24 protein-coding genes and 1 pseudogene are annotated in these 23,541 nt (G+C 60.5%); 19 read left to right on the top strand and 6 right to left on the bottom strand.

Annotated features, from left to right (window positions below; all coding sequences use genetic code 11):
- Positions 1 to 83: 83 nt before the first annotated feature.
- The 4 genes from ACWBU6_RS22275 (at position 84) to ACWBU6_RS22260 (ending at position 3,869) form a co-directional block, all read left to right on the top strand.
- On the top strand, positions 84 to 488 hold the full coding sequence (locus ACWBU6_RS22275) for a VOC family protein (RefSeq protein ID WP_452645535.1): 405 nt from the start codon (positions 84 to 86) through the stop codon (positions 486 to 488).
- 143 nt (positions 489 to 631) lie between these two features.
- Complete coding sequence (locus ACWBU6_RS22270) at positions 632 to 787, top strand: hypothetical protein (protein WP_452645534.1); 156 nt, start codon at positions 632 to 634, stop codon at positions 785 to 787.
- 131 nt (positions 788 to 918) lie between these two features.
- On the top strand, positions 919 to 3,120 hold the full coding sequence (locus tag ACWBU6_RS22265; protein ID WP_452645533.1) for a LamG-like jellyroll fold domain-containing protein: 2,202 nt from the start codon (positions 919 to 921) through the stop codon (positions 3,118 to 3,120).
- Positions 3,121 to 3,131: 11 nt separating this feature from the next.
- Complete coding sequence (locus ACWBU6_RS22260) at positions 3,132 to 3,869, top strand: metallophosphoesterase family protein (protein ID WP_452645532.1); 738 nt, start codon at positions 3,132 to 3,134, stop codon at positions 3,867 to 3,869.
- Here ACWBU6_RS22260 and ACWBU6_RS22255 read toward each other — a convergent pair.
- Positions 3,866 to 4,219 carry a VOC family protein gene (locus tag ACWBU6_RS22255; protein WP_452645531.1) on the bottom strand — a complete coding sequence of 118 codons (354 nt, stop codon included), beginning with the start codon at positions 4,217 to 4,219 and terminating at the stop codon, positions 3,866 to 3,868. The genes ACWBU6_RS22260 and ACWBU6_RS22255 overlap by 4 nt on opposite strands.
- A gap of 141 nt (positions 4,220 to 4,360) precedes the next feature.
- On the opposite strand from ACWBU6_RS22255, the pseudogene ACWBU6_RS22250 reads away from it, so the two are divergent.
- From ACWBU6_RS22250 to ACWBU6_RS22225, 6 genes and pseudogenes are all read left to right on the top strand, one after another.
- Positions 4,361 to 4,908 (top strand): annotated as a pseudogene (locus tag ACWBU6_RS22250) (patatin-like phospholipase family protein); the annotation flags it as partial.
- The gene (locus ACWBU6_RS22245; protein ID WP_452649603.1) at positions 4,903 to 5,421 is read left to right on the top strand and encodes a DUF3734 domain-containing protein; all 519 of its coding nucleotides are present in this window, start codon (positions 4,903 to 4,905) and stop codon (positions 5,419 to 5,421) included. The pseudogene ACWBU6_RS22250 and the gene ACWBU6_RS22245, both read left to right, overlap by 6 nt.
- 86 nt (positions 5,422 to 5,507) lie before the next feature.
- On the top strand, positions 5,508 to 6,971 hold the full coding sequence (locus ACWBU6_RS22240; protein WP_452645530.1) for a catalase: 1,464 nt from the start codon (positions 5,508 to 5,510) through the stop codon (positions 6,969 to 6,971).
- A 104-nt stretch (positions 6,972 to 7,075) separates the two neighbouring features.
- Positions 7,076 to 8,200, top strand: a complete 1,125-nt coding sequence (locus ACWBU6_RS22235; RefSeq protein WP_452645529.1) for a M14 family metallopeptidase — start codon at positions 7,076 to 7,078, stop codon at positions 8,198 to 8,200.
- 12 nt (positions 8,201 to 8,212) lie between these two features.
- The gene (locus ACWBU6_RS22230) at positions 8,213 to 8,455 is read left to right on the top strand and encodes a hypothetical protein (protein WP_452645528.1); all 243 of its coding nucleotides are present in this window, start codon (positions 8,213 to 8,215) and stop codon (positions 8,453 to 8,455) included.
- Between the two features lie 14 nt (positions 8,456 to 8,469).
- A complete protein-coding gene (locus ACWBU6_RS22225; RefSeq protein ID WP_452645527.1) occupies positions 8,470 to 8,937 on the top strand; it encodes a CYTH domain-containing protein in 468 nt (155 codons plus the stop codon).
- 54 nt (positions 8,938 to 8,991) lie between these two features.
- Here ACWBU6_RS22225 and ACWBU6_RS22220 read toward each other — a convergent pair whose 3' ends face one another.
- The 5 genes from ACWBU6_RS22220 to ACWBU6_RS22200 form a co-directional block, all read right to left on the bottom strand.
- Positions 8,992 to 10,257, bottom strand: coding sequence for a DUF2863 family protein (locus ACWBU6_RS22220; protein WP_452645526.1), 1,266 nt, complete (start codon positions 10,255 to 10,257; stop codon positions 8,992 to 8,994).
- A gap of 181 nt (positions 10,258 to 10,438) precedes the next feature.
- A complete protein-coding gene (gene acnA, locus ACWBU6_RS22215) occupies positions 10,439 to 13,147 on the bottom strand; it encodes an aconitate hydratase AcnA (protein WP_452645525.1) in 2,709 nt (902 codons plus the stop codon).
- A gap of 16 nt (positions 13,148 to 13,163) precedes the next feature.
- Entirely contained in the window at positions 13,164 to 13,655 is a 492-nt protein-coding gene (locus ACWBU6_RS22210; protein ID WP_452645524.1) for a hypothetical protein, read from the bottom strand.
- Positions 13,655 to 14,656 (bottom strand): HpcH/HpaI aldolase/citrate lyase family protein, encoded by a 1,002-nt coding sequence (locus tag ACWBU6_RS22205; RefSeq protein ID WP_452645523.1) that lies wholly within the window; start codon positions 14,654 to 14,656, stop codon positions 13,655 to 13,657. The genes ACWBU6_RS22210 and ACWBU6_RS22205 overlap by 1 nt, the downstream gene beginning before the upstream one ends.
- A 93-nt stretch (positions 14,657 to 14,749) precedes the next feature.
- The gene (locus ACWBU6_RS22200) at positions 14,750 to 15,739 is read right to left on the bottom strand and encodes a malate dehydrogenase (RefSeq protein WP_452645522.1); all 990 of its coding nucleotides are present in this window, start codon (positions 15,737 to 15,739) and stop codon (positions 14,750 to 14,752) included.
- 174 nt (positions 15,740 to 15,913) lie between these two features.
- Here ACWBU6_RS22200 and ACWBU6_RS22195 point away from each other — a divergent pair, with 174 nt between their 5' ends.
- The 9 genes from ACWBU6_RS22195 to ACWBU6_RS22155 all read left to right on the top strand — a co-directional run bounded on the left by ACWBU6_RS22195 (position 15,914) and on the right by ACWBU6_RS22155 (position 23,456).
- Entirely contained in the window at positions 15,914 to 16,690 is a 777-nt protein-coding gene (locus ACWBU6_RS22195; protein WP_452645521.1) for a GntR family transcriptional regulator, read from the top strand.
- Between the two features lie 127 nt (positions 16,691 to 16,817).
- Positions 16,818 to 17,240 carry a succinate dehydrogenase, cytochrome b556 subunit gene (gene sdhC / locus ACWBU6_RS22190; RefSeq protein ID WP_452645520.1) on the top strand — a complete coding sequence of 141 codons (423 nt, stop codon included), beginning with the start codon at positions 16,818 to 16,820 and terminating at the stop codon, positions 17,238 to 17,240.
- Positions 17,241 to 17,606 (top strand): succinate dehydrogenase, hydrophobic membrane anchor protein, encoded by a 366-nt coding sequence (sdhD, locus tag ACWBU6_RS22185; RefSeq protein WP_452645519.1) that lies wholly within the window; start codon positions 17,241 to 17,243, stop codon positions 17,604 to 17,606.
- Positions 17,607 to 17,609: 3 nt separating this feature from the next.
- The gene (gene sdhA, locus ACWBU6_RS22180) at positions 17,610 to 19,388 is read left to right on the top strand and encodes a succinate dehydrogenase flavoprotein subunit (RefSeq protein WP_452645518.1); all 1,779 of its coding nucleotides are present in this window, start codon (positions 17,610 to 17,612) and stop codon (positions 19,386 to 19,388) included.
- Between the two features lie 16 nt (positions 19,389 to 19,404).
- On the top strand, positions 19,405 to 20,115 hold the full coding sequence (locus ACWBU6_RS22175) for a succinate dehydrogenase iron-sulfur subunit (RefSeq protein WP_130311082.1): 711 nt from the start codon (positions 19,405 to 19,407) through the stop codon (positions 20,113 to 20,115).
- Between the two features lie 4 nt (positions 20,116 to 20,119).
- Positions 20,120 to 20,401, top strand: a complete 282-nt coding sequence (locus ACWBU6_RS22170) for an FAD assembly factor SdhE (protein WP_452645517.1) — start codon at positions 20,120 to 20,122, stop codon at positions 20,399 to 20,401.
- A gap of 41 nt (positions 20,402 to 20,442) precedes the next feature.
- Positions 20,443 to 21,747, top strand: a complete 1,305-nt coding sequence (gene gltA, locus ACWBU6_RS22165) for a citrate synthase (RefSeq protein WP_452645516.1) — start codon at positions 20,443 to 20,445, stop codon at positions 21,745 to 21,747.
- A gap of 236 nt (positions 21,748 to 21,983) precedes the next feature.
- Positions 21,984 to 22,772 carry a DUF6585 family protein gene (locus ACWBU6_RS22160; protein WP_452645515.1) on the top strand — a complete coding sequence of 263 codons (789 nt, stop codon included), beginning with the start codon at positions 21,984 to 21,986 and terminating at the stop codon, positions 22,770 to 22,772.
- A 156-nt stretch (positions 22,773 to 22,928) separates the two neighbouring features.
- Entirely contained in the window at positions 22,929 to 23,456 is a 528-nt protein-coding gene (locus tag ACWBU6_RS22155) for a hypothetical protein (RefSeq protein ID WP_452645514.1), read from the top strand.
- Positions 23,457 to 23,541: the final 85 nt, after the last annotated feature.

Raw genomic sequence — 23,541 nt, 5'->3', positions numbered from 1 at the left:
TTTGCGATTGATGTCGATTTGAGGAAAGCTGGCGCGTCGTAGGATTACAAACCACCCTGTTTAATCCCTTTTGAGAGGCCAACATGAACAAGCAAATCTTCGTCAACCTGCCCGTCAAGAACCTGGAAAAGTCGAAAGCATTCTTCGCCGCCCTGGGTTACACCTTCAACCCGCAGTTCACCGACGAAAACGCCGCCAGCATGGTGATCCATGACGGCAGCATCTACGCCATGCTGCTGGTTGAGGACTTCTTCCGTACTTTTACAGCCAAGCCGATCGCCAATGCCAAAGAAGCGACCGAGGTGCTGGTCTGTCTCTCCTGTGAGAGCAGGGAAGAGGTCGATGAACTGGTGCGTAAGGCAGTTGCGGCGGGCGGCAAGACACCGCGCGAACCGAAAGACTACGGCTTCATGTATGCGCACGGCTTCGAAGACCTGGACGGCCATATCTGGGAACTGGTCTATATGGCTCAGCAACCTCAGCAATAAAAAGTGCGGCGCCTGTGACAATAGAATAGAATCCCGGCAAATTTCGACACTAAACTTCCTAGTAGAAAAGTTTGCCGGAGGTTATCGTGCTGTCCTCATGGGTACGCTGGTTATTGATCGGAACTATCGGAATTGGGGTATCCATGTACGCCATGGATACCGTGCGCGTAGCCTCGACCTTGCCGGTGCCGCCGCCGGCGCAGGCCAGGGAATCCCAGCAGGATCAGAAGAAGCCTGCCAACGCTATCGCCAAGGCGTCCCGGATGGACAAGGTGGCCGATGCGCTGGCTGGCAACTGATCACCAAAATGTGCCGCGAGCAGCCATTTGCCGCGCAAAATTTCATCATGTGTTTATAGAAATGTTGCCTTGAGGTAAGTTACCATCGAGCGCTTGCGGCGACCTGCCCGCAAATCGTTCGAAAGGTGACCATGTCCAAGCAACGCCAAGCCATTTCCCTTCCACGCAGGACCTTTTGCGCCGGCTCGCTCAGCCTGGCAACGCTCGGCCCGCTCGCGCTCAGCGGCTGCGGTGGCGGGGGCGGTGATGCAGGGCAGGCTGCGACAGGGTCAGCAGCATCCGCCACCGCGCAAGCTGCGCAGCCAGCGCAACCCGCGCAACCAGCGCAGCCGGCTCCCGGACGCAGCTTCAAACATCCCGGCCTGCTGCATACGGAAGAAGACTTTGCCCGCATGCGGGCAAAGGTGGCAGCCGGCGCACAACCCTGGGTGAATGGATGGAATGCCCTGCTTGGTACAGGCCGCTCGCACCTGAATAACAGCCCGCGTCCCTTACAGACCGTGATCCGCGGCGGCACCGACAGCAATTTTTCCCAGCTTTATATCGACGTGGCGCGAACTTATCAGTTGGCGCTACGCTGGAAGATCTCGGGCGATACGGCCTACGCCAACAAGGCCGTCGAGTTCCTGAACGCATGGTCGTCAACGCTGACCTCGATCAGCGGTAATTCCGACCGCTTTCTGGCTGCCGGCATTTACGGCTTTGAGTTCGCCAACGCTGCGGAAATCATGCGCAGCTACGCGGGCTGGGCTGCCGCCGACCTGCAGCGCTTCCAGGCCATGATGCTGAACGTGTTCTATCCCCTGAATCATCAGTTCCTGGTGCAGCATAACGGCTCGGAGATCACCAACTATTGGGCCAACTGGGACCAGTGCAACCTGGCGTCGATCCTGGCTATCGGTGTGCTGTGCGACCGTGAGGACATTTATAGCGAGGCGGTCTCTTACTACCTGACTGGCCGCGGCAATGGCGCATCGAGCCAGGCCGTGCCCTTCGTCCATCCCGGCTACCTGGGCCAGTGGCAGGAGAGTTCACGTGACCAGGGCCATTGCACGCTCGGCATCGGCCTGGCCGGGGTGTTTTGCGAAATGGCGTGGAACCAGGGCGACGATTTCTATGGCTACGACAATAACCGCTTCCTGGCGGGGGCTGAATATGTGGCCAAATCCAACCTGAACGATGCCGGCGGCAATCCCTACTATACGTCGATGCCGTTCGATACTTACATCAATCGGCAGGGCACGGGTACCGGTATTTCGCCGGCGGGCTTGCCACATTTCCGGCCGGTGTGGGAAATGGTCTACAACCATTACGTGAACCGGCGCGGCTTGGCGGCGCCGTTCTGCGCACAGATGGCAGCCAGGGTGCGGGTGGAAGGCGATGGCGGCAACGGCGACCAGCTTGGCCTGGGCACGCTTGCGTTCAGCCGCGACCCGCTGGCGGAGAACGTGGCGCCAAGCGGACTGACGGCACGCCTGGTGGGCGGCAAGGTCGAGCTGTCCTGGTGGGGAACGGCAAGCGCCAGCAGCTACACGGTTCTGCGCTCGACGGTTGCCGGCGGCCCGTACACCGCCGTTGCCAGCGGTATCAGCGGCCTGCTTACCTACACCGATAGCGGCATGGCGCCGAACACTTACTACTATGCGATTACGGCGCAGACAGCGGCCGGAAGCAGTGCAGCTTCCACCGAAGCGCGTGTGGTCACCGCGCTCGCACCGCACACGGTGTTGCAGTTCAGCGAGACCCAGGGCACGACGGCTTCCGATAGCAGCGGCAATGCCCACCATGGAAACCTCTTGAACGGGGCCCAATGGACGGCCGGGAAGCAGGGCAATGCCGTCCTGCTTGACGGCGTGGATGACTATGTGGCGCTGCCGGCGAAGCTGTTGGATGGCCTGGCCGACTTCACCATTGCCGTCAGGGTATTCTGGGACGGCGGCCGCAACTGGGCGCGCATTTTCGACTTCGGTTCAGGCACCACGCATTACATGTTCCTGACGCCGCAAGCGGCTGGCGGTGGCTTGCGCTTCTCCATCAGTCTTACCAACGGCTGGGGCGACCAGTCCCTGTCCTCGGCCGCGCTGCCATCGGGCCAATGGGTGCACCTGGCGGTGACCCTGTCGGGCAGCACGGGCACCTTGTACGTGAATGGCAGCGCTGTCGCCACCAACAACCAGATGACCCATGCACCGTTCCGCATGCGCAGCACGACGCAGAATTGGCTGGGCCGCTCGCAATATTCGGCTGATCCATACTTCAACGGGAAAATCGACGATTTCCGCATCTATAATGGTGCCCTTAGTGCGGCGGACATCGCCGCCCTTGCCACCTAGGAGATGAAACGATGCGCATTGCAGTGATGTCGGATATCCATGGAAACCTGTGGGCACTGGATGCAGTCCTGGCCGACATCGCCCGGCGCAATGCGGATGTCACGGTCAACCTGGGGGACATCCTGTCCGGTCCCTTGCTGCCGGCGGAAACAGCCGGACGCCTGATGGCGCTGGGCTTGCCGACCATTCGCGGCAATCATGAACGCCAGGTGCTGGAGCATGATCCCGCGCGCATGGGGGCGTCGGACCTGTGGGCGCACCGGCACATCGCACCCGCCCAGCGCGATTGGATCGCGTCGCTGCCTGCGTCGATGCGCTTGCAGGATGACGTGCTGATGGTGCACGGTACGCCCGGGTCGGACCTGGTGTACTGGATGGAGACTGTGGACCCTGCGGGGCAGCGCGCTGCCACATATGCCGAAGTGCTGGAGCGCGCGGGCGATGCACAGGCGTCGCTGATCCTGTGCGGGCATACCCACGTGCCGCGTTCGGTGTTGCTCGACGATGGGCGGCTGATCGTCAATCCGGGCAGCGTCGGCTTGCAGGCCTACGACGACGATTTGCCTTATCCGCATAAGGCCGAAAACGGCACGCCGCACGCGCGCTACGCGATTGTCGAGCGCACTGCCGGCGGCTGGGCGGTCGAACAATATGCCGTCGCCTATGACTGGGATGCCGCGGCGGAAGTGGCGCAACGCCACGGCCGGCCGGAATGGGCGTTTGCGCTGCGCACCGGGCGGATGGGCTAGCCGGGGCGGTGGCTGACCTCGATGAGGACGCCGCCGGGAGCCTGGCACCAGAAAGCAAGGCAGCCGTAACGCACCGCCGGGGCGGGCGGCAGCTGCAGGCCGGACCCGGACAGCCGCTGGTAGGCCGCGTGTACGGCTTCGTCGGAGGGCTGCAGGAAGCCGATGTGGAAGCCGGGCGGGTATTCAACGTGCGCCGCCTGCTGCAGGATCAAGGCGAAGCCGTCTTCGCCACGCAGGATCGCCATGCCTTGCGTGGGGGCGCGCACCCGCTCAAAGCCAAAACCGCGCTGGAAATAGTCGGCTGCCGCTTCCAGGTCTGTTACGGGCAAATCAATATGGTTAAGCTTCATTGTTGATCTCCGGTCTTAGAGGCCTCTTAGTGGCATACTCCTATCCTAAACCGGAACTGCCCTGGAGAGCGAAATGCCAAAGCGTGACCTGTGTGTGCCTGCCTTGCGTTTGTGCTGCGCGGTGCGGCTGTGAGGAAGGGTATGCCGGGCCAGGTGGTACTGGTGCTGCAGGGCGGTGGTGCGCTCGGCGCCTACCAGCTTGGCGTCTACCAGGCCATGCACGAAGCAGGCGTGGAACCGGACTGGGTGATCGGCACCTCGATCGGCGCGCTGAATGGGCCATCATTGCGGGCAATCCGCCGGAACAGCGCCTGCCGCGCCTGCGCGCCTTCTGGGAGGCGATGGAGCGCCACGATATTTTTGGCAGCCTGCCGCCGGCGTTTGCCAATGCGCTTACGCTGGCGCAGGGAATTCCCGCCTTTTTCGATCCCAATCCGCTGGCGTGGTGGAATCCTGCTGCGCCGCTGGGCGTGGAAAACGCTTCGTTCTATCGCACCAACGCCTTGCGCAACACGCTCGAAGGCCTGGTGGACCTGGCCTACCTGAACGAACGCCACACCCGGCTGACAGTGGGCGCGGTGAATGCCCGCAATGGCGTGATGCGCTACTTCGACACCCGCATGGAAGCGCTGGACCTGTCGCATGTGATTGCGTCCGGCGCTATCCCGCCGGCGTTCCCGGCGGTGCGCATCGGCAGCGAGCCTTATTGGGATGGCGGCATCTATTCGAACACGCCGATCGAGGCGGTGCTGGATGATGAACCGCGCCGCGACTCGGTCATCTTCTCGGTCCAGGTATGGAATCCCGATGGCAGCGAACCGCAAAGCGTGCTTGACGTGCTGGAGAAGCACAAGGAAATCCAGTACGCCAGCCGTGCCAGCCATATCGAACAGCAGCGCAAGCTGCATCGCCTGCGGCGCGTGATCCGCGAACTGGCGATGAAGCTGCCGGACGACGTGCGGGCCATGCCGGAGGTGCGCGAGCTGGCGCTGTGGGGTTGCGGCACATCGATGCATGTGGTGCTGCTGAAGGCGCCCCACCTGAGCTGCGAAGACCATACCAAAGACATCGACTTCTCGAGCGCGGGCATCGGCCAGCGCTGGCAGGCGGGCTACGCGGATGCGCAACGGGCCTTCAGGGCAAGGCCCTGGGCTGCGGAAGCGGACGCTTTCGAGGGGATTGCCATCCACGAACAATTTTGACTATCGATTTCATAGGATTAATCAAATTTATTAATAGCCGCTGTCTCTTTAGAATGATTTCACCGATCACCTGAAGGAGCCAGTAAATGAGCCAGACCCCTATCACCACCGCATCCGGCATTCCGGTCGCCGATAACCAGAACTCCCTGACTGCCGGCCCGCGTGGTCCCGTCCTGCTGCAGGACTTCCACCTGATTGAAAAGCTCCAGCATTTCAACCGCGAGCGCATTCCTGAGCGCGTGGTCCATGCCAAAGGCTCGGGCGCCTACGGCACTTTCACCGTCACCCATGACATCAGCAAATACACCAAGGCCAGTCTCTTCTCCGCCATCGGCAAGCAGACCGAAACCTTCGTGCGTTTCTCCACCGTTGGCGGCGAGCGTGGCAGCGCCGATACCGAGCGCGATCCGCGCGGTTTTGCGGTGCGTTTCTATACCGAGGAGGGCAACTGGGACCTGGTCGGCAATAACACGCCAATGTTCTTCATCAAGGATGGCATCAAGTTCCCGGACTTCATCCACACCCAAAAGCGCGACCCGCAAACCAACCTGAAATCGCCAACCATGATGTTCGATTTCTGGAGCAGGACGCCGGAATCGCTGCACCAGGTCACCATGCTGTTCAGCGATCGCGGTACGCCGGACGGCTACCGCCATATGGACGGTTTCGGCAGCCATACTTTCAGCCTGATTAATGCTGCCGGCGAGCGCGTTTATGTGAAGTGGCACCTCAAAACCAGGCAGGGCATCAAGAACCTTAGCGCGGCCGAAGCGACCCGCCTGGCCGGTGCAGACCCGGACCATGCGCAGCGCGACCTGTTCAACGCCATTGCTTCGGGTGAATTCCCGCAGTGGGATGTGAAGGTGCAAGTGGCGACCGACCAGCAATTGGCGGACTGGGAGCAGCGTACCGGATGGAATCCGTTCGACCTGACCAAGGTTTGGCCACATGCCGATTTCCCGCTGCTTCCTGTCGGCGTACTGGAATTGAACCGCAACCCGGTCAACTATCATGCGGAGGTGGAGCAGGCGGCGCTGTCTCCGGCGAATGTGGTGCCGGGCATGGGCTATTCGCCGGACAAGATGCTGCAGGCGCGCCTGTTTGCTTACCACGATGCGCAGTTGTACCGTGTCGGTACCAACCACCAGCAATTGCCGGTTAATGCGCCGCGCTGTCCGTTCCATCACCAGCAGCGCGATGGGGCGATGGCGGCGGGGTTTGGCGGTGCGCAGCAGAATTATGCGCCGACCGAGGCTGGGGGCAGCAAGCCGCAGGGCATGGGGCATGGCGAACCGGTGCTGGCGCTGAATGGCGGGGCAGGGCGCTACGATGGGCGCGGCAGGGAGGATGATTACAGCCAGGCGGGGAATCTGTTCCGCCTCTTGCCTGAGCAGGAGAAGCTGAACCTGTTTGACAATATTGCCGGGCCGCTGAGCCAGGTTAGCGATGAGATTATTCAGCGGCAGCTGGGGCATTTCGATCAGGCGGATGCGGCGTACGGCGCAGGCGTGCGGGCGGCATTGAAGGCGCGTGGGCGTAACGTCGACTGAAAACCGGCAAATCCGGGTCTGACCCTTGGGTCGGACCCAGGGTTACCGGTTTGGGTGTGTACAATAACGTTTCCGATCAACCCAAGCTTCTGAACGGGACCGTAATGACCATCAAAATCAGCCAGAATTTCGACTCTGGCGCCATCGAAGTAGTCCGCGCCGACAACGCCGCGAACATCGAACTGAAACTCCGCAAGGACAACGCCGCCGACATCCACCAGTGGTTCCACTTCCGCCTGCAGGGCGCGCGTGGCGAAGCGGTGACGATGAAGTTCCTGAATGCCGGCGACGCAACCTACGCCAAGGGCTTCGAAGACTACAACGCTGCCGCCAGCTACGACGGCGAGAACTGGTTCCGCGTCCCGACTTCCTTCGACGGCCAGGTAATGACCATCAAGCACACGCCGCATAACGACAGCGTGTACTACGCCTATTTCGAGCCGTATTCGTGGGAACGCCACCTGCGCCTGCTGGGCGAAGTGGCCGAAAACCCGATCGCGCGCGTGCTGGACATCGGTTCCAGCATCGACGGCCGCGACATGAACCTGGTCGTGATCGGCGAACCCGAAGCCGAAAAGAAAATCTGGTTCATCGCACGCCAGCACCCGGGCGAGTCGATGGCCGAATGGTTCATCGAAGGCCTGGTGGATTCCCTGCTGGACGATGCCAACCCGATTTCGCGCAAACTGCTGCAGCGCTGCTGCTTCTACATCGTGCCGAACATGAATCCTGACGGTTCGGTGCGCGGCAACTTGCGTACCAACGCTGCCGGCGCCAACCTGAACCGCGAGTGGATGACGCCGTCGCTGGAGCGCTCGCCTGAAGTGCTGTGCGTGAAGCAGAAGATCCACGAAACCGGCGTCGACATGTTCTTCGACATTCACGGTGACGAGGCACTGCCTTACAACTTCGTGGCCGGCAATGAAATGCTGGAGAACTTCACGCCGGAACAGATGGCGCGCCAGAAGAACTTCATCGACCGCTACAAGAACGCCTCGCCCGACTTCCAGGACACCTACGGCTACGCGCCTTCCAAGTACAAGGAAGACATGCTGACCCTGGCATCCAAGTACATCGGCCACCACTTCAAGGTGCTGTCGCTGACGCTGGAAATGCCGTTCAAGGACAATGCGGACCTGCCGGTGCCGGCCGTCGGCTGGAACGGTGCCCGCAGCGCGGCACTGGGCGCGGCAATCCTGCAGCCTATCCTGCTGTCGCTGGACGAGTAAGCCGCCGCGATCGTGGCTGCGCCGAAAGACGACACGCCGTGGTTGAAAATCCTGGCCTGGGTCCAGGTGGCCTTGCTGGCCGTGCTGTTCCTGGACCCGTCGATTGCCCTGGGCATCTTTGCCCTCGAGATTCTTTTTCTCGTTGCTTGGCTGCTTCCCGTCTTTTTATATCAGACGCTGGTTAAACGGCTTCCGGTGCGCCTGGGTTTCAAGCGTGCCGCGGAGTCCTTGATCAATGCGTTTTCCAACTTCTAATCGGGACTAGCCGTATGGGTATCGAGATCGAACGTAAATTCCTGGTGAAGGGCGAAGGCTGGCGCACGCAAGGCGAGCCGGTGCTGCTGCGCCAGGGCTATCTTTCCTCGCATGCCGAGCGCACCGTGCGCGTGCGCATCGAGGGCGCGGGCGCGGTCCTAACCATCAAGAGCAAGAATCTGGGTGCAGCGCGCGGCGAGTGGGAGTATCCGATTCCGGTCGCCGACGCCGCTGAATTGCTGGACCGGCTGTGCGAGCGGCCGCTGATCGAAAAATACCGCCGCCGTATTCCTTACGGCGGCTTCGTGTGGGAGGTGGACGAGTTTCTCGGCGAGAACGCCGGCCTTGTCGTCGCCGAAATCGAATTGCCGGCTGAGGACGCTGCATTTGATAAGCCGGACTGGGCTGGCGAGGAAGTCACCCATGATCTGCGCTACCTCAACTCGAACCTGATCAAGCAGCCGTTTTCCACTTGGAAGTGAGTTGCGCCCGGCATTGCCTCAAGAAAAAAGCCCGCGTTGAGCGCGGGCTTTCTCTTAATGGAAGTGCTCGGTGCCGGTGGCGGCGTCCTCCGGCATTTCCGCGTGGACCAGTTCTCCAGCAGGATCGGCGAACAGGGGAGCGCCGCAATCGTCGCAGTACTCGGCGACGTACTTCTCGCCCAGTTTTTTCACCTGCGATACGCCGGCAGCATTCAGGTGCTCGACGATTTCCTCGACCGGGGTGCGCGGCTTGAGCAGTTCGGCCATGCTGCCGGACAGGCCTTCGGCCGGCGTGCCTTCTTCGTCTTCCTGGCCGTACAGCGGCCACACCACACCGTACATCACATCGCTGTCGGAACGGCGGGTAAAGGCAACGCGGTACTCGTCAACCTGGCCATCCGGCGCAGACTCGTCGCCGAAGCCGGCGATCACCGCGCGCAGGTCGGATGGCTCGCAAGCCAGCGAATGCGTCAGGTAATGCACGGCAGCGCGGATCGAGACCGGGCGAATCAGCTTGTCGGCTTCACGGCAGCCAGTGTAATAGGCTTCCGGCAGCAGCAGCTCGATGCCGCAGCCAGGCAGCAGGCGCGCCACGGTCGGCGTGGCTTGGGTGGTCCAGGCGGCCAGTGCATCGCGGCGTGCCTCGGCTTGCGCGGCATGGTGCGCAGGCATCTGCCAGCGGAACATCGGGCCGTTATGCGGGGCCACGACGGCCACCATCAGGTAGCGGGTATCGGCCAGGAAGGGAGCCGTTTCCGCTTGCTTGGCGTCGGATTTGACGGCCTGGCCTTTCAGTGCGGCTTGCGCCAGCTTGTGCACCTTCGAATAGGCTTCGGCGTGGGTACGCGGCAGCTGGTCGATCGAGTACAGGCTGGACGACATCGCCATATGCGTGCCATCGGCCAGCAAATGGGCCGAGAAGTGCGCCGATAGGGTGTTCAGGACGTCGGCCGGGATCTGGCCGGAGGCGATCGAGAAGCGCGTCCAGGCCAGGATCGGCGCGGCTACCAGCAGGATGTCGTATTCGCGCGATTCGCCGTCGACTTCTACCACGATGGTGTCGGATTCGCTGACCGCTTCCACGCTATCCATCAGGATGTCGTAGGCAGGCAAGTCTACGCTGAACAGCGAGTTCAGGGCTGAGTCGACAGTGTCCTGGTGTCCGGTACGCAGCAGTTTGTGCAGTTGGGCATCCAGCACCCGTTCCCAGTTACGCTCTTCAATGCGGCTGGCGGCCTGGCCCAGGGCTTGGGCGAGGGAAATAAGGCGCTGGCTGTCGGCAGATAATTTGTGGGTTGAATCTTTGGATGGGCGACGCATAGCGCTTTTCTTAGTGAGAAAGGAAACCTTGGTACCCTTATTGTAGTGGATTCGGCAAGACTTCGCGGCAAATGAGCGCCGCAATGAAAAATGGGGACGTACCCCATTTTTGGAGCAATAAAAAACGCCACCCGAAGGTGGCGTTTGTTGCTTAAAAAATGGGGTACGTCCCCATTTTTTATTAAGCAGCCAGCAGCTGGCGCAGCACGAATGGCAGGATGCCGCCGTGCTTGTAGTAATCCACTTCGATCGGGGTATCGATACGCAGCAGCACCTGCACCTCCTTGGAGGAGCCGTCGGCGCGGTGGATCACCAGGGTAGCCTGCTGCTGAGGCTTGATCTCGCCATCCAGGCCCTTCAGGTCGTAGGTTTCGCCCTTGCCGGTGATGCCCAGGGACTCCACGGAATCGTTGCCGATGAACTGCAGCGGCAGCACGCCCATGCCCACCAGGTTGGAACGGTGAATACGCTCGAACGAACGGCAGATCACAGCCTTCACGCCCAGCAGCTGGGTGCCCTTGGCCGCCCAGTCGCGGGAGGAGCCGGTGCCGTATTCTTCGCCGCCGAAGATCATGGTCGGGGTGCCTTCTTCAACGTAGCGCATTGCCGCGTCGTAGATCGACAGCTGTTCGCCCGATGGCTGGTGGATGGTGATGCCGCCTTCCACCGCGGAACCGTCGGCCTTCGGTGGGATCATCTTGTTCTTGATACGCACGTTGGCGAAGGTGCCGCGCATCATGATCTCGTGGTTGCCGCGGCGCGAGCCGTAGGAGTTGAAGTCGGCCTTCATCACGCCGTTTTCCTTCAGCCACTTGCCTGCCGGGCCGTCTTCCTTGATCGAACCTGCCGGCGAGATGTGGTCGGTGGTGATGGAATCACCGAATACGCCCAGCGCGCGCGCGCCCTTGATGCCGGCTTCCGCTGCCTTCGGCTTCATCTCGAAGCCATCGAAGAACGGTGGTTCTGCGATGTAGGTCGAATCAGGCCAGTTGTACACTTGGCCTTCGGTCGAGGACACGGCTTCCCACAGCTTGCCTGGGTTGCCCTTGACGTCGGCATAGTTGGACTTGAAGACCTTGGAGTTCATCGCGAACTTCATCAGGGCGTTGATCTCTTTCGAGGTCGGCCAGATGTCGCCCAGGTACACGTCCTTGCCATCCTTGCCCTGGCCGACCGGTTCGGTCATCAGGTCGCGGGTCACGTTGCCGGCGATCGCGTAAGCGACGACCAGCGGTGGCGATGCCAGGAAGTTGGAGCGGATGTTCGGATGGATACGCGCTTCAAAGTTGCGGTTACCGGACAGCACGGCAGCAGCAACGATGTCGTTGCCGGTGATGGTGGCGTTCAGTTCCGGGGTCAGGTCGCCGGCATTGCCGATGCAGGTGGTGCAGCCGTATGCGGTCACGCCGAAGCCCAGTTTTTCCAGGTATGGCAGCAGGCCGGCAGCGGTCAGGTACTCGGTCACAACGCGCGAGCCGGGAGCCAGGGACGACTTGATGTGCGGAGCGACGGTCAGGCCGGCTTCCACAGCCTTCTTGGCCAGCAGGCCGGCCGCCAGCAGCACGCTCGGGTTCGAGGTGTTGGTGCAGGAGGTGATCGCAGCGATCAGGACGTCGCCGTTCTTCACGTGCACGCCATTGCTGGTGGTGTAGACGTTGGTCAGGTCGTCGGCCTTCTTGTTGAAGCCGTTCTCGCTGGTTGGCTTGGAGAACAGTTCGGTGAAGGTGGACTTCACATTGCCGATTTCGATACGGTCTTGCGGACGCTTAGGACCGGCCAGCGACGGTGCAACGGTGGACAGGTCCAGGTGCAGTTCGCGGGTGTAGTCGATTTCGCCTTTCTTCGGCACGCCGTACATGCCCTGTGCCTTGAAGTAGGACTGGAATGCGGCGATTTCGTCCTTGGTGCGGCCGGTGCCTTCGAAGTATTCGATGGTGGCGTCGTCAACCGGGAAGAAGCCCATGGTCGCGCCGTATTCCGGTGCCATGTTGGCGATGGTTGCGCGGTCGGTCACGGACAGGGACTCGGTGCCTTCGCCGAAGAATTCGACGAACTTGCCCACGACTTTCTCTTTACGCAGCATTTCAGTGATGGTCAGCACCAGGTCGGTAGCGGTGCAGCCTTCGCGCAGTGCGCCGGTCAGGTTCACGCCGATCACGTCCGGGGTCAGGAAGTACACCGGCTGGCCCAGCATGCCGGCTTCCGCCTCGATGCCGCCCACGCCCCAGCCCACCACGCCGATACCGTTGATCATGGTGGTGTGGGAGTCGGTGCCCACCAGCGAGTCAGGGTAATACACGCCGGACGCATTGTGCACGCCGCGCGCCAGGTATTCCAGGTTCACCTGGTGCACGATACCGAAGCCTGGTGGCACCACGCCGAAGGTGTCGAAGGCTTGCATGCCCCACTTCATGAACTGGTAGCGCTCGTTGTTGCGCGAGAATTCCAGCTTCATGTTCAGGTCCAGGGCCTTAGGCTCGCGGAAGTGGTCGATGGTGACCGAGTGGTCGACCACCAGGTCAACCGGGACCAGTGGTTCGATTTTCTTGGGGTTGACGCCCATTTTGGAGGCGACGTTACGCATTGCAGCCAGGTCGGCCAGCAGCGGAACGCCGGTGAAGTCCTGCAGCACAACGCGGGCTACGACGAATGGGATTTCGTCGGTGCGGGCAGCAGTAGCGCCCCAGTTAGCCAACTGCTTGACGTGCTCTTCGGTCACTTTCTTACCGTCGCAGTTACGCAGAACGGATTCCAGTACGACGCGAATCGATACCGGCAGGCGGGAAATCTTGGCGCCCAGTTCCTTTTCCAGGGCTGGCAGGGAGTAGAACTTACCCTTCTTTGCCCCGATCGGGAAATCCTTAAGCGTATTCAGTGTGTTGCGGGACATGTCCTCTCCTTATTGATTAAAGTCCGAGCGCTTGGTCAGATGTTTTGCATTCGTTTGCCAGTTGGCGGTTCACCTTGGAATCCAGCAGCATGCCCTTGGCAGGAATGCCGATCCAGATCAGACCTGCAATCTTGTTCTCGAAGCGGTGCGCACCGGTGGAGGTGGCTTCGCGCGTCAGGCGGTGCAGGCGGTTTTTCCAGCGCATGACGATGCTGTTGCTGTCGTCTGCGTTGCTGTAAATGGTGATCTTGTTGCCCAGTTCGCAGGCGTAGTTGGTGGCCTTGTGTTCAGCCAGGCTCGACTCGGTCACGGCGGCGGCGGCACCGACGGCGCCGGCAGCACCGGCTGCTTTGGCGGCCTTGGCCTTTTTCGAGGCTGGCTTCTTGGCGGTGGTGGCCTTGGCTGCCGGTTTGGCGGCAGGTGCGCTTTCAGCGGCGGTGGCGAGTGGGGCGGCGGTGGCTGCAGCGCAAGCCATTGCGCAGGCGGTGATCAGTTTCATAAACGACATTATTGGGCTCCTTTTGATTCGGCCGCCCCGACTAGGGCGGCAACGGAGTCCGGCAGCGGCAGGCCTGCGAGCTTGGCTCGCTGCAGAACCGTCCAATAATAGCGATAGCTCGCGCGGTCATGCAAGCGACCATGCTGGTTAATCGGGCCCCACTGTACCTTCTCTGCCTCATGCAGGATGGCGGCGGCCTCGTTTACCTCGGATGCGCGCGGCGTAAATGCCTTTATGACAGGTTTGATCTGGCTTGGGTGGATGCTCCACATGCGTGTGAAGCCGAATTCCGCGGCGGCGCGCTGGGCATCGGTGGCCACCACGGCGGAGTCCTTGATTTCAGTGGTCACGTTATGCGACGGCACTTTGCCGTGCGCGTGGCAGGCGGCGGCGATCTCCAGCTTGGCACGCACCACCAGCGGGTGGGTGAACTGGCCCGGCGTGCGCATGGCGCTGCCCGGCACGGCGCCGTAGTGGGCCGAGACGAAATCCATGATGCCGAAGGACAGGCATTCGACCTGGGGCAGGGCGGCGATATCGTGCACGTCGCGCAGGGCGCCGTGGGTTTCGATCAGCACGTGCACCGGCACTGGCGTCGTGCGGCCGGACTTGGCGGCATGTTTATTGACCAGCTCGATGGCATGCGAGACTTCCTGCACGCTTTCCGGCTTGGGGATGACGATGTAGGCCAGCTTGTGCCCGGCTTCGGTGCAGATGATTTCGACGTCGCGCTCGAAGAACGGGCTGTTGACGTCGTGCACGCGGGCGCCGATGCGGTTGAACACATTGGCTTCGTCCAGCAGCAGCAGGGCGACCAGCTTGGCGTGGGATTCTTCGTTGCCGGCGGCGGCGCCGTCCTCGCAATCGAAGGTGATGTCGAACAGGGGACCAAGCTCTTGTTGCAGGGCCATGGATTTGCGCATCAGCTTTTCGCTGCCGGCGTAGTGGTCGCAGGCAGGGAGCAGCAGCGGCTGGCGTGTGCCCTGGAATAAAACCTCGGATGGATGCATTGGTGCGTTAGATGAAACAGCAGCCGCGCTGCCCTCGGCAGCGCGGCGGGTACGGCGGATCGGTGGTTTAACCGGTTCCACTGTAAAAGACGATTATGGCAGCAGGTGCTTTACGCCTTCACGCTCTTCGGTCAGTTCCTTCAGCGTGATGTTGATGCGCTCTTGCGAGAACTCGTCGATTTCCAGGCCCTGGACGATTTTGTATTCGCCGTTTTCGCAGGTCACTGGGAAGCCGAACATGGTGCCTTCAGGGATACCGTAGGAACCGTCGGAAGGGATGCCCATGGTGGTCCACTTGCCGTTGGTGCCCAGTACCCAGTCGTGCACGTGGTCGATCGCAGCGTTGGCTGCGGAAGCTGCGGAAGACAGGCCGCGCGCTTCGATGATCGCTGCGCCGCGTTTGCCCACGGTTGGCAGGAAGGTGTTGGCGTTCCATTCCTGGTCGTTGATCATGTCCTTGACCGACGCGCCGTCGATGGTGGCGAAGCGGTAGTCGGCGTACATGGTTGGGGAGTGGTTGCCCCACACGCACAGCTTTTCGATGTCCTTGACGGCCTTGCCGGTCTTGGCGGCGACTTGCGACAGGGCGCGGTTGTGGTCCAGGCGCAGCATGGCGGTGAAGTTCTTCGCCGGCAGGGAAGGAGCGGACTTCATGGCGATGTAGGCGTTGGTGTTGGCTGGGTTGCCGACCACCAGGACTTTCACATTGCGCGAAGCGACCGCGTCCAGCGCCTTGCCTTGCACGGTGAAGATCTGGGCGTTGGCTTCCAGCAGGTCTTTACGTTCCATGCCTGGGCCGCGAGGACGTGCACCAACCAGCAGGGCCACGTCGGCGTCCTTGAAGGCGGTCATCGGGTCGGAGTGGGCGGTCATGCCGGCCAGCAGCGGGAATGCGCAGTCGTCGATCTCCATCATCACGCCTTTCAGCGCTTTCTGGGCCTTCTCGTCAGGGATTTCCAGCAGTTGCAGGATGACTGGCTGGTCTTTGCCCAGCATGTCGCCGTTGGCGATACGGAACAGCAGGGAATAGCCGATCTGGCCGGCGGCGCCGGTAACGGCAACACGCATTGGGGTTTTAGCCATGGTGAATCTCCAAAGTGGACGTGAAAACGGTGTAAGCTCGTAATGATACGACAATTCGGGCGAGTGTAGGCTCCTGTCGACTGGCTGTCAATCCTATCTTATGTCTTATATAAGACATATAAGTTATAGGATTTTTCTGGACGTGAGGGGTCGGATGTGGTGGAATAGCGGGCTATGAATCCCGTCACGCCCAACCAGACCACTTCTGACGCCCTAGGCGCGGCCGGCGCTCCGTCCCCCACTTTCTCCCCCTTGTACCAGCAGATCAAAGGCTTGATCACCCAGAGCCTGCAGTCCGGCGAATGGAAACCGGGCGAAATGATCCCCAGCGAAGTCGAACTGGCCAACCGCTTCAAGGTCAGCCAGGGTACCGTGCGCAAGGCGATCGACGAGCTGGCGGCGGAAAACCTGGTGGTGCGCAAGCAGGGCAAGGGCACTTTCGTATCCACCCACCACGAGGCGCGCGCGCATTTCCGCTTCCTGCGCCTGGTGCCGGACGAAGGTGTGCCGCATTATCCCGAATCCCGGTTTATTGAGGTCAAGCGCCTGCGCGCGCCGGCCGAGGTGGCCCGCCTGCTCGACCTGAAATCGGGCGATGCCGTGGTGTATATCAAGCGCGTGCAAAGTTTCGACAGCGTGCCTACCATCGTGGAAGAACTGTGGCTGCCGGGCCTGATCTTCAAAGGCCTGACGGCGGAACGCCTGAATGAATACAAGGGGCCGATGTACGGCCTGTTCGAATCCGAATTCGGCACCCGCATGATCCGCGCGGCAGAAAAGCTGCGGGCGGTGTGCGCCGAAGAGGGGGATGCCGAACTGCTGAAAATTGCGGCAGGCACGCCGCTGCTGTGCGCCGAGCGCGTTTCCTTCACCTACGGCGATAAGCCGGTCGAATTGCGCCGCGGCCTGTACTTGACAGAACGGCATCATTATCAAAATGATCTCAGTTAAGGTGCGCTGCAATAATATTTTGGTGATATGTAACAATACATATTGGTTGTAAGAGCAAAAATCGGCGAAAATCGTAGCTTCGCCAAGTTTGGCAAATCATTTGTAATAAAGCATAGGGAGGTTGTATATGACTGAAGCCGTGCGGGAAACCCCAAAAAAAGAGCGGCCAGAATTCCGTAACATCCACGTTACGGACCTGATGAACTACCGGTTGCCGATGGCTGGCATCGTCTCCATCCTGCACCGCATCAGCGGCGCCCTGATGTTCCTGCTGTTGCCGTTCGTGCTGTACCTGCTGCAGGAATCGCTGCGCTCCGAGTACACCTTCGCCAACTTCATGATCATCGCCTCCCACCCGATCGCGAAGCTGGTCATGCTGGCACTGGCCTGGGGCTACATCCAGCACTTCTGCGCCGGCGTACGTCACCTGATCATGGATACCCACGTAGGCCTGGACAAAGATTCCGCGCGCAAGTCCGCCACCGTGGTGGTGGTGATCACCGTCATCGTGACCGCGCTGGTCGCACTGAAATTGTTTGGAGTGTTCTAAATGGCTAACAATAACATCGGCCCAAAACGCCTGGTTGTCGGCGCCCACTACGGCGTCAAGGATTGGCTGGTCCAGCGTGTGACCGCCGTGCTGATGGTGGTGTACACCGCCGTCCTGTTCTTCCTGATCTTCACTTCGTCGACCCCGTCGTACGAAGGCTGGGCGGAGCTGTTCGCCAAGCAGTGGTTCAAGCTGTTCAGCGCTGTGACCCTGCTGGCCCTGTTCTACCACGCCTGGGTTGGCGTGCGTGACATCTGGATGGACTACATCAAGCCGGTCGGCCTGCGCCTGTTCCTGCAAATCGCTACCATTGGCTGGCTGATCGCCTGCGCCGCCTGGTCGCTGCAAATTCTGTGGAGTGTGTAAATCGTGGCAGCTATCAAATCTGCAATCCCTACCCGCCGCTTTGACGCGGTGATCGTTGGCGCCGGCGGTTCCGGCATGCGCGCCTCCCTGCAACTGGCGGAAGCCGGCCTGAACGTGGCCGTGCTGTCCAAGGTGTTCCCGACCCGCTCCCACACCGTGGCGGCGCAGGGCGGCATCGGCGCCTCGCTGGGCAATATGTCGGAAGATAACTGGTACTGGCACATGTTCGACACCGTCAAGGGTGGCGACTACCTCGGCGACCAGGATGCGATTGAATTCATGTGCCGCGAAGCACCGAAAGTCGTCTACGAGCTGGAACACTTCGGCATGCCGTTCGACCGTAACCCGGACGGCACCATCTACCAGCGTCCGTTCGGCGGCCACACCGCGAACCTGGGCGAGAAGCCAGTGCAGCGCGCTTGTGCCGCGGCCGACCGTACCGGCCACGCACTGCTGCACACCCTGTACCAGCGCAACGTGCGCGCCCGCACCCACTTCTTCGTCGAGTGGATGGCCCTGGACCTGGTGCGCGATGCCGACGGCGACGTCGTTGGCGTGGTCGCCCTCGAAATGGAAACCGGCGAATGCATGATCCTGGAAGCCAAGACCACCATCTTCGCAACCGGCGGCGCAGGCCGCATCTTCGCAGCATCGACCAACGCCTTCATCAACACCGGTGACGGCATGGGCATGGCGGCACGTGCCGGCCTGCCGCTGCAGGACATGGAATTCTGGCAGTTCCACCCGACCGGCGTGTCCGGCGCGGGCGTGCTGATCACCGAAGGCGTGCGCGGCGAAGGCGGCATCCTGATCAACTCGAACGGCGAACGCTTCATGGAGCGTTACGCTCCGACCCTGAAAGACCTGGCGCCGCGCGACTTCGTATCGCGCTCCATGGACCAGGAAATCAAGGAAGGCCGCGGCTGCGGTCCTAACAAGGATCACGTCCTGCTGGACCTGCGCCACATCGGCTCGGAAACCATCCAGAAGCGCCTGCCATCGATCCTGGAAATCGGCCACAAGTTCGCCAACGTCGACGCGACCAAGGAACCGATCCCTGTCGTGCCGACCATCCACTACCAGATGGGCGGTATCCCGACCAATATCCACGGCCAGGTAGTCGTGCCTGCCGGCGACGGCAGCCAGAAAGTCGTGAACGGCCTGTACGCAATCGGCGAATGCGCCTGCGTCTCCGTGCACGGCGCTAACCGCCTGGGCACCAACTCCCTGCTGGACCTGGTGGTATTCGGCCGTGCAGCCGGCAACCACGTGGTGGCGCAGAACCTGAAGCAGAAGGAAAACAAGCCGCTGCCGAAGGACGCCGCCGACTTCGCAATGAACCGCCTGAACCACCTGGAAACCTCCACCGGTGGCGAGCGCGTGCAAGACGTCGCCAACGACATCCGCGCCACCATGCAGAAGTACTGCGGCGTGTTCCGTACCGACGAGATGCTGGCCAAGGGCGTGGAAGAGATCCTGAAGCTGGACGAGCGCCGCAAGCACGTTTCGTACAAGGACAAGTCCAAGGTGTTCAACACCGCCCGCGTGGAAGCGCTGGAACTGGACAACCTGATCGAAACCGCGAAAGCGACCATCGTCTCCGCCAACGCGCGTAAGGAATCCCGTGGCGCCCACGCCCAGGATGACCACCCGAACCGCGACGACGAAAACTGGATGAAGCACACGCTGTGGTTCTCGGAAGGCAACCGCCTGGAATACAAGGCTGTCGTCACCAAGCCGCTGACGGTTGATACCTTCAAACCGAAACCACGTACTTTCTAAGCAAGGGCCTCACAACATGGCACGCACTCTCAAATTCAAGATTTACCGTTACGATCCGGACAAGGACGCCAAGCCGTACATGCAAGACCTGACGGTCGAGCTGAAAGATACCGACAAGATGCTGCTGGACGCACTGCAGCGCATCAAGTCCGACGTGGATGACTCGCTGTCGCTGCGCCGCTCCTGCCGCGAAGGCGTGTGCGGTTCCGACGCGATGAACATCAACGGCAAGAACGGCCTGGCCTGCACCACCAACCTGAACGAGCTGACCGAGCCTATCGTGCTGCGTCCGCTGCCAGGCCTGCCGGTGGTGCGCGACCTGATCGTCGACATGACCCAGTTCTTCAAGCAGTACCACTCGATCAAGCCGTTCCTGATCAACGACTCGATCCCTCCGGAGAAAGAGCGCCTGCAGTCGCCTGCGGAACGCGAAGAACTGGACGGCCTGTACGAGTGCATCCTGTGCGCCTGCTGCTCGACTTCCTGCCCCTCGTTCTGGTGGAACCCGGACAAGTTCGTCGGCCCAGCCGGCCTGCTGCAAGCCTACCGCTTCATCGCCGACTCGCGCGACGAAGCCACCGGCCAACGCCTGGATAACCTGGAAGACCCGTACCGTCTGTTCCGTTGCCACTCGATCATGAACTGCGTCGACGTGTGCCCGAAAGGCCTGAACCCTAACAAGGCGATCGGCAAGATCAAGGAACTGATGGTGCGTCGCGCCATTTAATAAAATGGCCGAACTCGAAAAACGAGCGCATCAGGCCGATCCGACCAACCGTGCGCGCCTACGCTGGCGCGCACGCCGGGGCCTGCTGGAAAACGACATTATCCTGACTCGTTTCCTTGATGCGCACGAGGAAGGATTGACCGACGAGGAAGTGGACGCGTTCACGCGGCTCCTCGATTTGTCGGACAATGCACTGATGGATCTGGTCTTGGCCCGTAAGGAGCCGGAAGGCGAAATAGACCTGCCGCATGTCCATGCGTTACTGGCTCGCCTGCGCCAAGCCTGAATTAATTTTTATTTGCTGCATCTCTCCCAAAGGAAGAGTCCATGAACATCTCTGATACCAAAGCTACACTGTCGTTCTCGGACGGCAGCCCATCGGTGGAAATGCCGATCTACAAGGGCACCGTGGGCCCGGACGTCATCGACATCCGCAAGCTGTACGGCACCACCGGCAAGTTCACCTACGACCCAGGCTTCATGTCGACCGCGTCGTGCAACTCCTCGATCACCTACATCGACGGTGACAAGGGCGAGCTGCAATACCGCGGCTACCCGATCGAGCAACTGGCCGTGAACGCCGACTTCATGGAAACTTGCTACCTGCTGCTGAACGGCGAACTGCCGAACGCCGTGGACAAGAAGAAGTTCGTCGACACCGTGACCAAGCACACCATGGTGCACGAGCAGATGCAATTCTTCTTCCGCGGCTTCCGCCGTGACGCGCACCCGATGTCCGTGCTGGTTGGCACCGTCGGCGCGCTGGCATCGTTCTACCACGATTCGCTGGACATCAACGATGCCAAGCAGCGTGAAATCTCGGCCATCCGCCTGATCGCCAAGCTGCCGACCCTGGTCGCCATGGCATACAAGTACTCGATCGGCCAGCCGTTCGTGTACCCACGCAACGACCTGTCGTACTCCGCCAACTTCATGCGCATGATGTTCGGCAACCCATGCGAAGAGTACAAAGTGAACGACGTGCTGGTGCGCGCCCTGGACCGTATCCTGATCCTGCACGCAGACCACGAGCAGAACGCTTCCACCTCGACCGTACGTCTGGCTGGCTCCTCGGGCGCCAACCCGTTCGCCTGTATCGCTGCCGGTATCGCTTGCCTGTGGGGCCCTGCCCACGGCGGCGCGAACGAAGCTGCACTGAACATGCTGAAAGAAATCGGCTCCGTCGACAAGATTCCTGAGTTCATCGCCAAGGTGAAAGACAAGAATTCCGGCGTCAAGCTGATGGGCTTCGGTCACCGCGTGTACAAGAACTTCGACCCACGTGCGAAGCTGATGCGCGAAACCTGCCACGAAGTGCTGAACGAACTGGGCCTGCAGGACGACCCACTGTTCAAGCTGGCCATGGAACTGGAACAGATTGCATTGAACGACGAGTACTTCGTTTCCCGCAAGCTGTACCCGAACGTGGACTTCTACTCCGGCATCGTGCAGTCGGCCCTGGGCATCCCAGTGTCGCTGTTCACCGGTATCTTCGCCATGGCCCGTACCATCGGCTGGATCGCCCAGTGGAACGAAATGATCGCCGACCCAGAGCAGAAGATTGGCCGCCCACGCCAGCTGTTCATCGGCTCCGCAGTGCGCGACGTGCCGCCGCTGAAAGACCGCAAGTAATCTCTGCCGTCTTTCCCGCAAAAAAAAGCGAGCTTCGGCTCGCTTTTTTTTTCCGGGCCAAGACATGTTGTTGTCAAATCGAAAGATTTCAATAATACTATCGAGTTCGACGTCTCTCATCAAGGGCCACTCCGGTCGAAAGGAACTTCCTCATTCAATCAAGCGCAGGCGATTGCTGTTCGATGAAGCTACCTGTTTGGCTCGCTGTTTTTCTTCTGCGAATTTAAGGAATCAACTTGTCTGCGAAATTTCATCAAGCGAGCCAGTGCGGGAAGATTGTCAGTATCCACCCGATCGGGGGGATGGGCCTGTTCTATCCTGTTCTTGCGGTCTTGCTGGTTGCCACGGCCATTGCTCTGGTCTTCGTCGCCGCTGACGCTCAGATGGCGGTGAAGGAAGCAAGCCTGCCTGTATTTTTGAGAATTACTGCTGGATTACTCGCTTTGCTCGGACTCGTCATTGCCGCCCGCTGGCATAGGCTCAAAGGCTCAAGCCTGACTGTCTTCGAAAAAGGAATTGCCCATAGGCGCAGGGGCAAAACCCGGTTCTTCCGCTGGCGCGATGTGCAGGACGTGACTGTTCGCGCTACCAAATTGCCCAGACTTCCAATTCGACGCACATGGGTAAAGGTAAGTCTGGCGCCAAAGACCACCTTGAAGTTCACTGACAACTACCAGGAGGTTTTCGCGCTTGGCATTAATCTTCTGACGCTGACGGCGGAAGCGATGGTTCCACTTGTGATTGCGAAAATGGAGCGCGGCGGTACAGTGGATTTCGGTGCGCTTAAGGTCAGCCGTGACGGACTCAGCAGGCGCTTCGGCAAACTTTCCTGGTCAGAAGTCGATGATGCCGAATTAAGGGCGGGGCAAGTAATTATCAAAAAGAAGGGGCGCCGGCTTCCATGGGGGCGGCCGCACGCCTTTCAGATCAAGAATCTCTTCGTTTTTCTGGCCGTGCTTGAACATTTCACTCAAATCGACACCGGGCCGGCTAAGGTTCCGCAACAAATGGTTGCATTGGCCTGAGCAGGATGGGCAGCACCGACTTTTCCGCCCAAATATTCCGCGTATCATTTTCTGCGACGTCAAGTAGCGCATCGCTAGTCAGGGTATTGCTTCACTATCCTTGAGAATTCGAGAATGGCAATATGCTGTTCCCAATTTCTATTTAGGAAGCAGCGAATGTTGAAATCGTTTGTTCTGGCGGCTGCGGCGGTTGCGGCACCTGCATGGTCTGCCGAAGCGCAAGTTGTGATGCTGGACGGCCTCTCAATTCAGATGCCCGAGGCGGAGTTCATTCAATATCGGCCGAAAGCGGCTGGTGCAAATGGGTGGTTTATGTACGCACCAGAGCCTGAGGCCCAAAAGGAATTCGGATTTCCTGTGCGCGGATATATGCGTGGGTTTGAAGGAGGGCGCGGATGCGCGGCGGCGGTAGGATTCTGGAAAACGTCAGCTGCAGATACTGAGCAACTGAGCCGGGCCATTGAATCGCGCTTGCTGGCGCATAAGATGGCCAAAAAGAGTTCTACAGATGCAGCGGGCGCGCGCTTCGACTATTGGGAGGGACCTGAAGCTTTTGCTTCGATTGATAGGTTAAATAAGGGAAAGGATCACTACGCAGTTTCTCTGCAAGTGGCATTAAAAAGTTGCCCGGACAGCGCAACGAAGTTCAATGCTCGGCCGTCGATGACGAAAGCAGCGTCCTAATCTCTCCACTATGCGCGATCCATGCCAATTATTGGCGTAAACTAGCCAATTGTTGGTGTGCGGCCTGGTGTTACTTCATGGCGCC

This window comes from Pseudoduganella sp. HUAS MS19, from assembly GCF_053615455.1.
Note: the sequence above shows the minus strand (reverse complement) of the source record. Positions and strands in the feature narration are given on the sequence as shown.

Bases quoted from the DNA above. Each gene is read 5' to 3' on its own strand.
- ACWBU6_RS22260 (WP_452645532.1), top strand. From the start codon at position 3,132: ATGCGCATTGCAGTGATGTCGGATATCCATGGAAACCTGTGGGCACTG.
- ACWBU6_RS22195 (WP_452645521.1), top strand. From the start codon at position 15,914: ATGAATCCCGTCACGCCCAACCAGACCACTTCTGACGCCCTAGGCGCG.
- ACWBU6_RS22235 (WP_452645529.1), top strand. From the start codon at position 7,076: ATGACCATCAAAATCAGCCAGAATTTCGACTCTGGCGCCATCGAAGTA.
- sdhD (WP_452645519.1), top strand. From the start codon at position 17,241: ATGGCTAACAATAACATCGGCCCAAAACGCCTGGTTGTCGGCGCCCAC.
- ACWBU6_RS22200 (WP_452645522.1), bottom strand. From the start codon at position 15,739: ATGGCTAAAACCCCAATGCGTGTTGCCGTTACCGGCGCCGCCGGCCAG.
- ACWBU6_RS22205 (WP_452645523.1), bottom strand. From the start codon at position 14,656: ATGCATCCATCCGAGGTTTTATTCCAGGGCACACGCCAGCCGCTGCTG.
- ACWBU6_RS22210 (WP_452645524.1), bottom strand. From the start codon at position 13,655: ATGTCGTTTATGAAACTGATCACCGCCTGCGCAATGGCTTGCGCTGCA.
- ACWBU6_RS22225 (WP_452645527.1), top strand. From the start codon at position 8,470: ATGGGTATCGAGATCGAACGTAAATTCCTGGTGAAGGGCGAAGGCTGG.
- ACWBU6_RS22220 (WP_452645526.1), bottom strand. From the start codon at position 10,257: ATGCGTCGCCCATCCAAAGATTCAACCCACAAATTATCTGCCGACAGC.
- ACWBU6_RS22240 (WP_452645530.1), top strand. From the start codon at position 5,508: ATGAGCCAGACCCCTATCACCACCGCATCCGGCATTCCGGTCGCCGAT.
- acnA (WP_452645525.1), bottom strand. From the start codon at position 13,147: ATGTCCCGCAACACACTGAATACGCTTAAGGATTTCCCGATCGGGGCA.
- gltA (WP_452645516.1), top strand. From the start codon at position 20,443: ATGAACATCTCTGATACCAAAGCTACACTGTCGTTCTCGGACGGCAGC.
- ACWBU6_RS22270 (WP_452645534.1), top strand. From the start codon at position 632: ATGTACGCCATGGATACCGTGCGCGTAGCCTCGACCTTGCCGGTGCCG.
- sdhC (WP_452645520.1), top strand. From the start codon at position 16,818: ATGACTGAAGCCGTGCGGGAAACCCCAAAAAAAGAGCGGCCAGAATTC.
- ACWBU6_RS22255 (WP_452645531.1), bottom strand. From the start codon at position 4,219: ATGAAGCTTAACCATATTGATTTGCCCGTAACAGACCTGGAAGCGGCA.
- ACWBU6_RS22275 (WP_452645535.1), top strand. From the start codon at position 84: ATGAACAAGCAAATCTTCGTCAACCTGCCCGTCAAGAACCTGGAAAAG.
- ACWBU6_RS22265 (WP_452645533.1), top strand. From the start codon at position 919: ATGTCCAAGCAACGCCAAGCCATTTCCCTTCCACGCAGGACCTTTTGC.
- ACWBU6_RS22170 (WP_452645517.1), top strand. From the start codon at position 20,120: ATGGCCGAACTCGAAAAACGAGCGCATCAGGCCGATCCGACCAACCGT.
- ACWBU6_RS22155 (WP_452645514.1), top strand. From the start codon at position 22,929: ATGTTGAAATCGTTTGTTCTGGCGGCTGCGGCGGTTGCGGCACCTGCA.
- ACWBU6_RS22175 (WP_130311082.1), top strand. From the start codon at position 19,405: ATGGCACGCACTCTCAAATTCAAGATTTACCGTTACGATCCGGACAAG.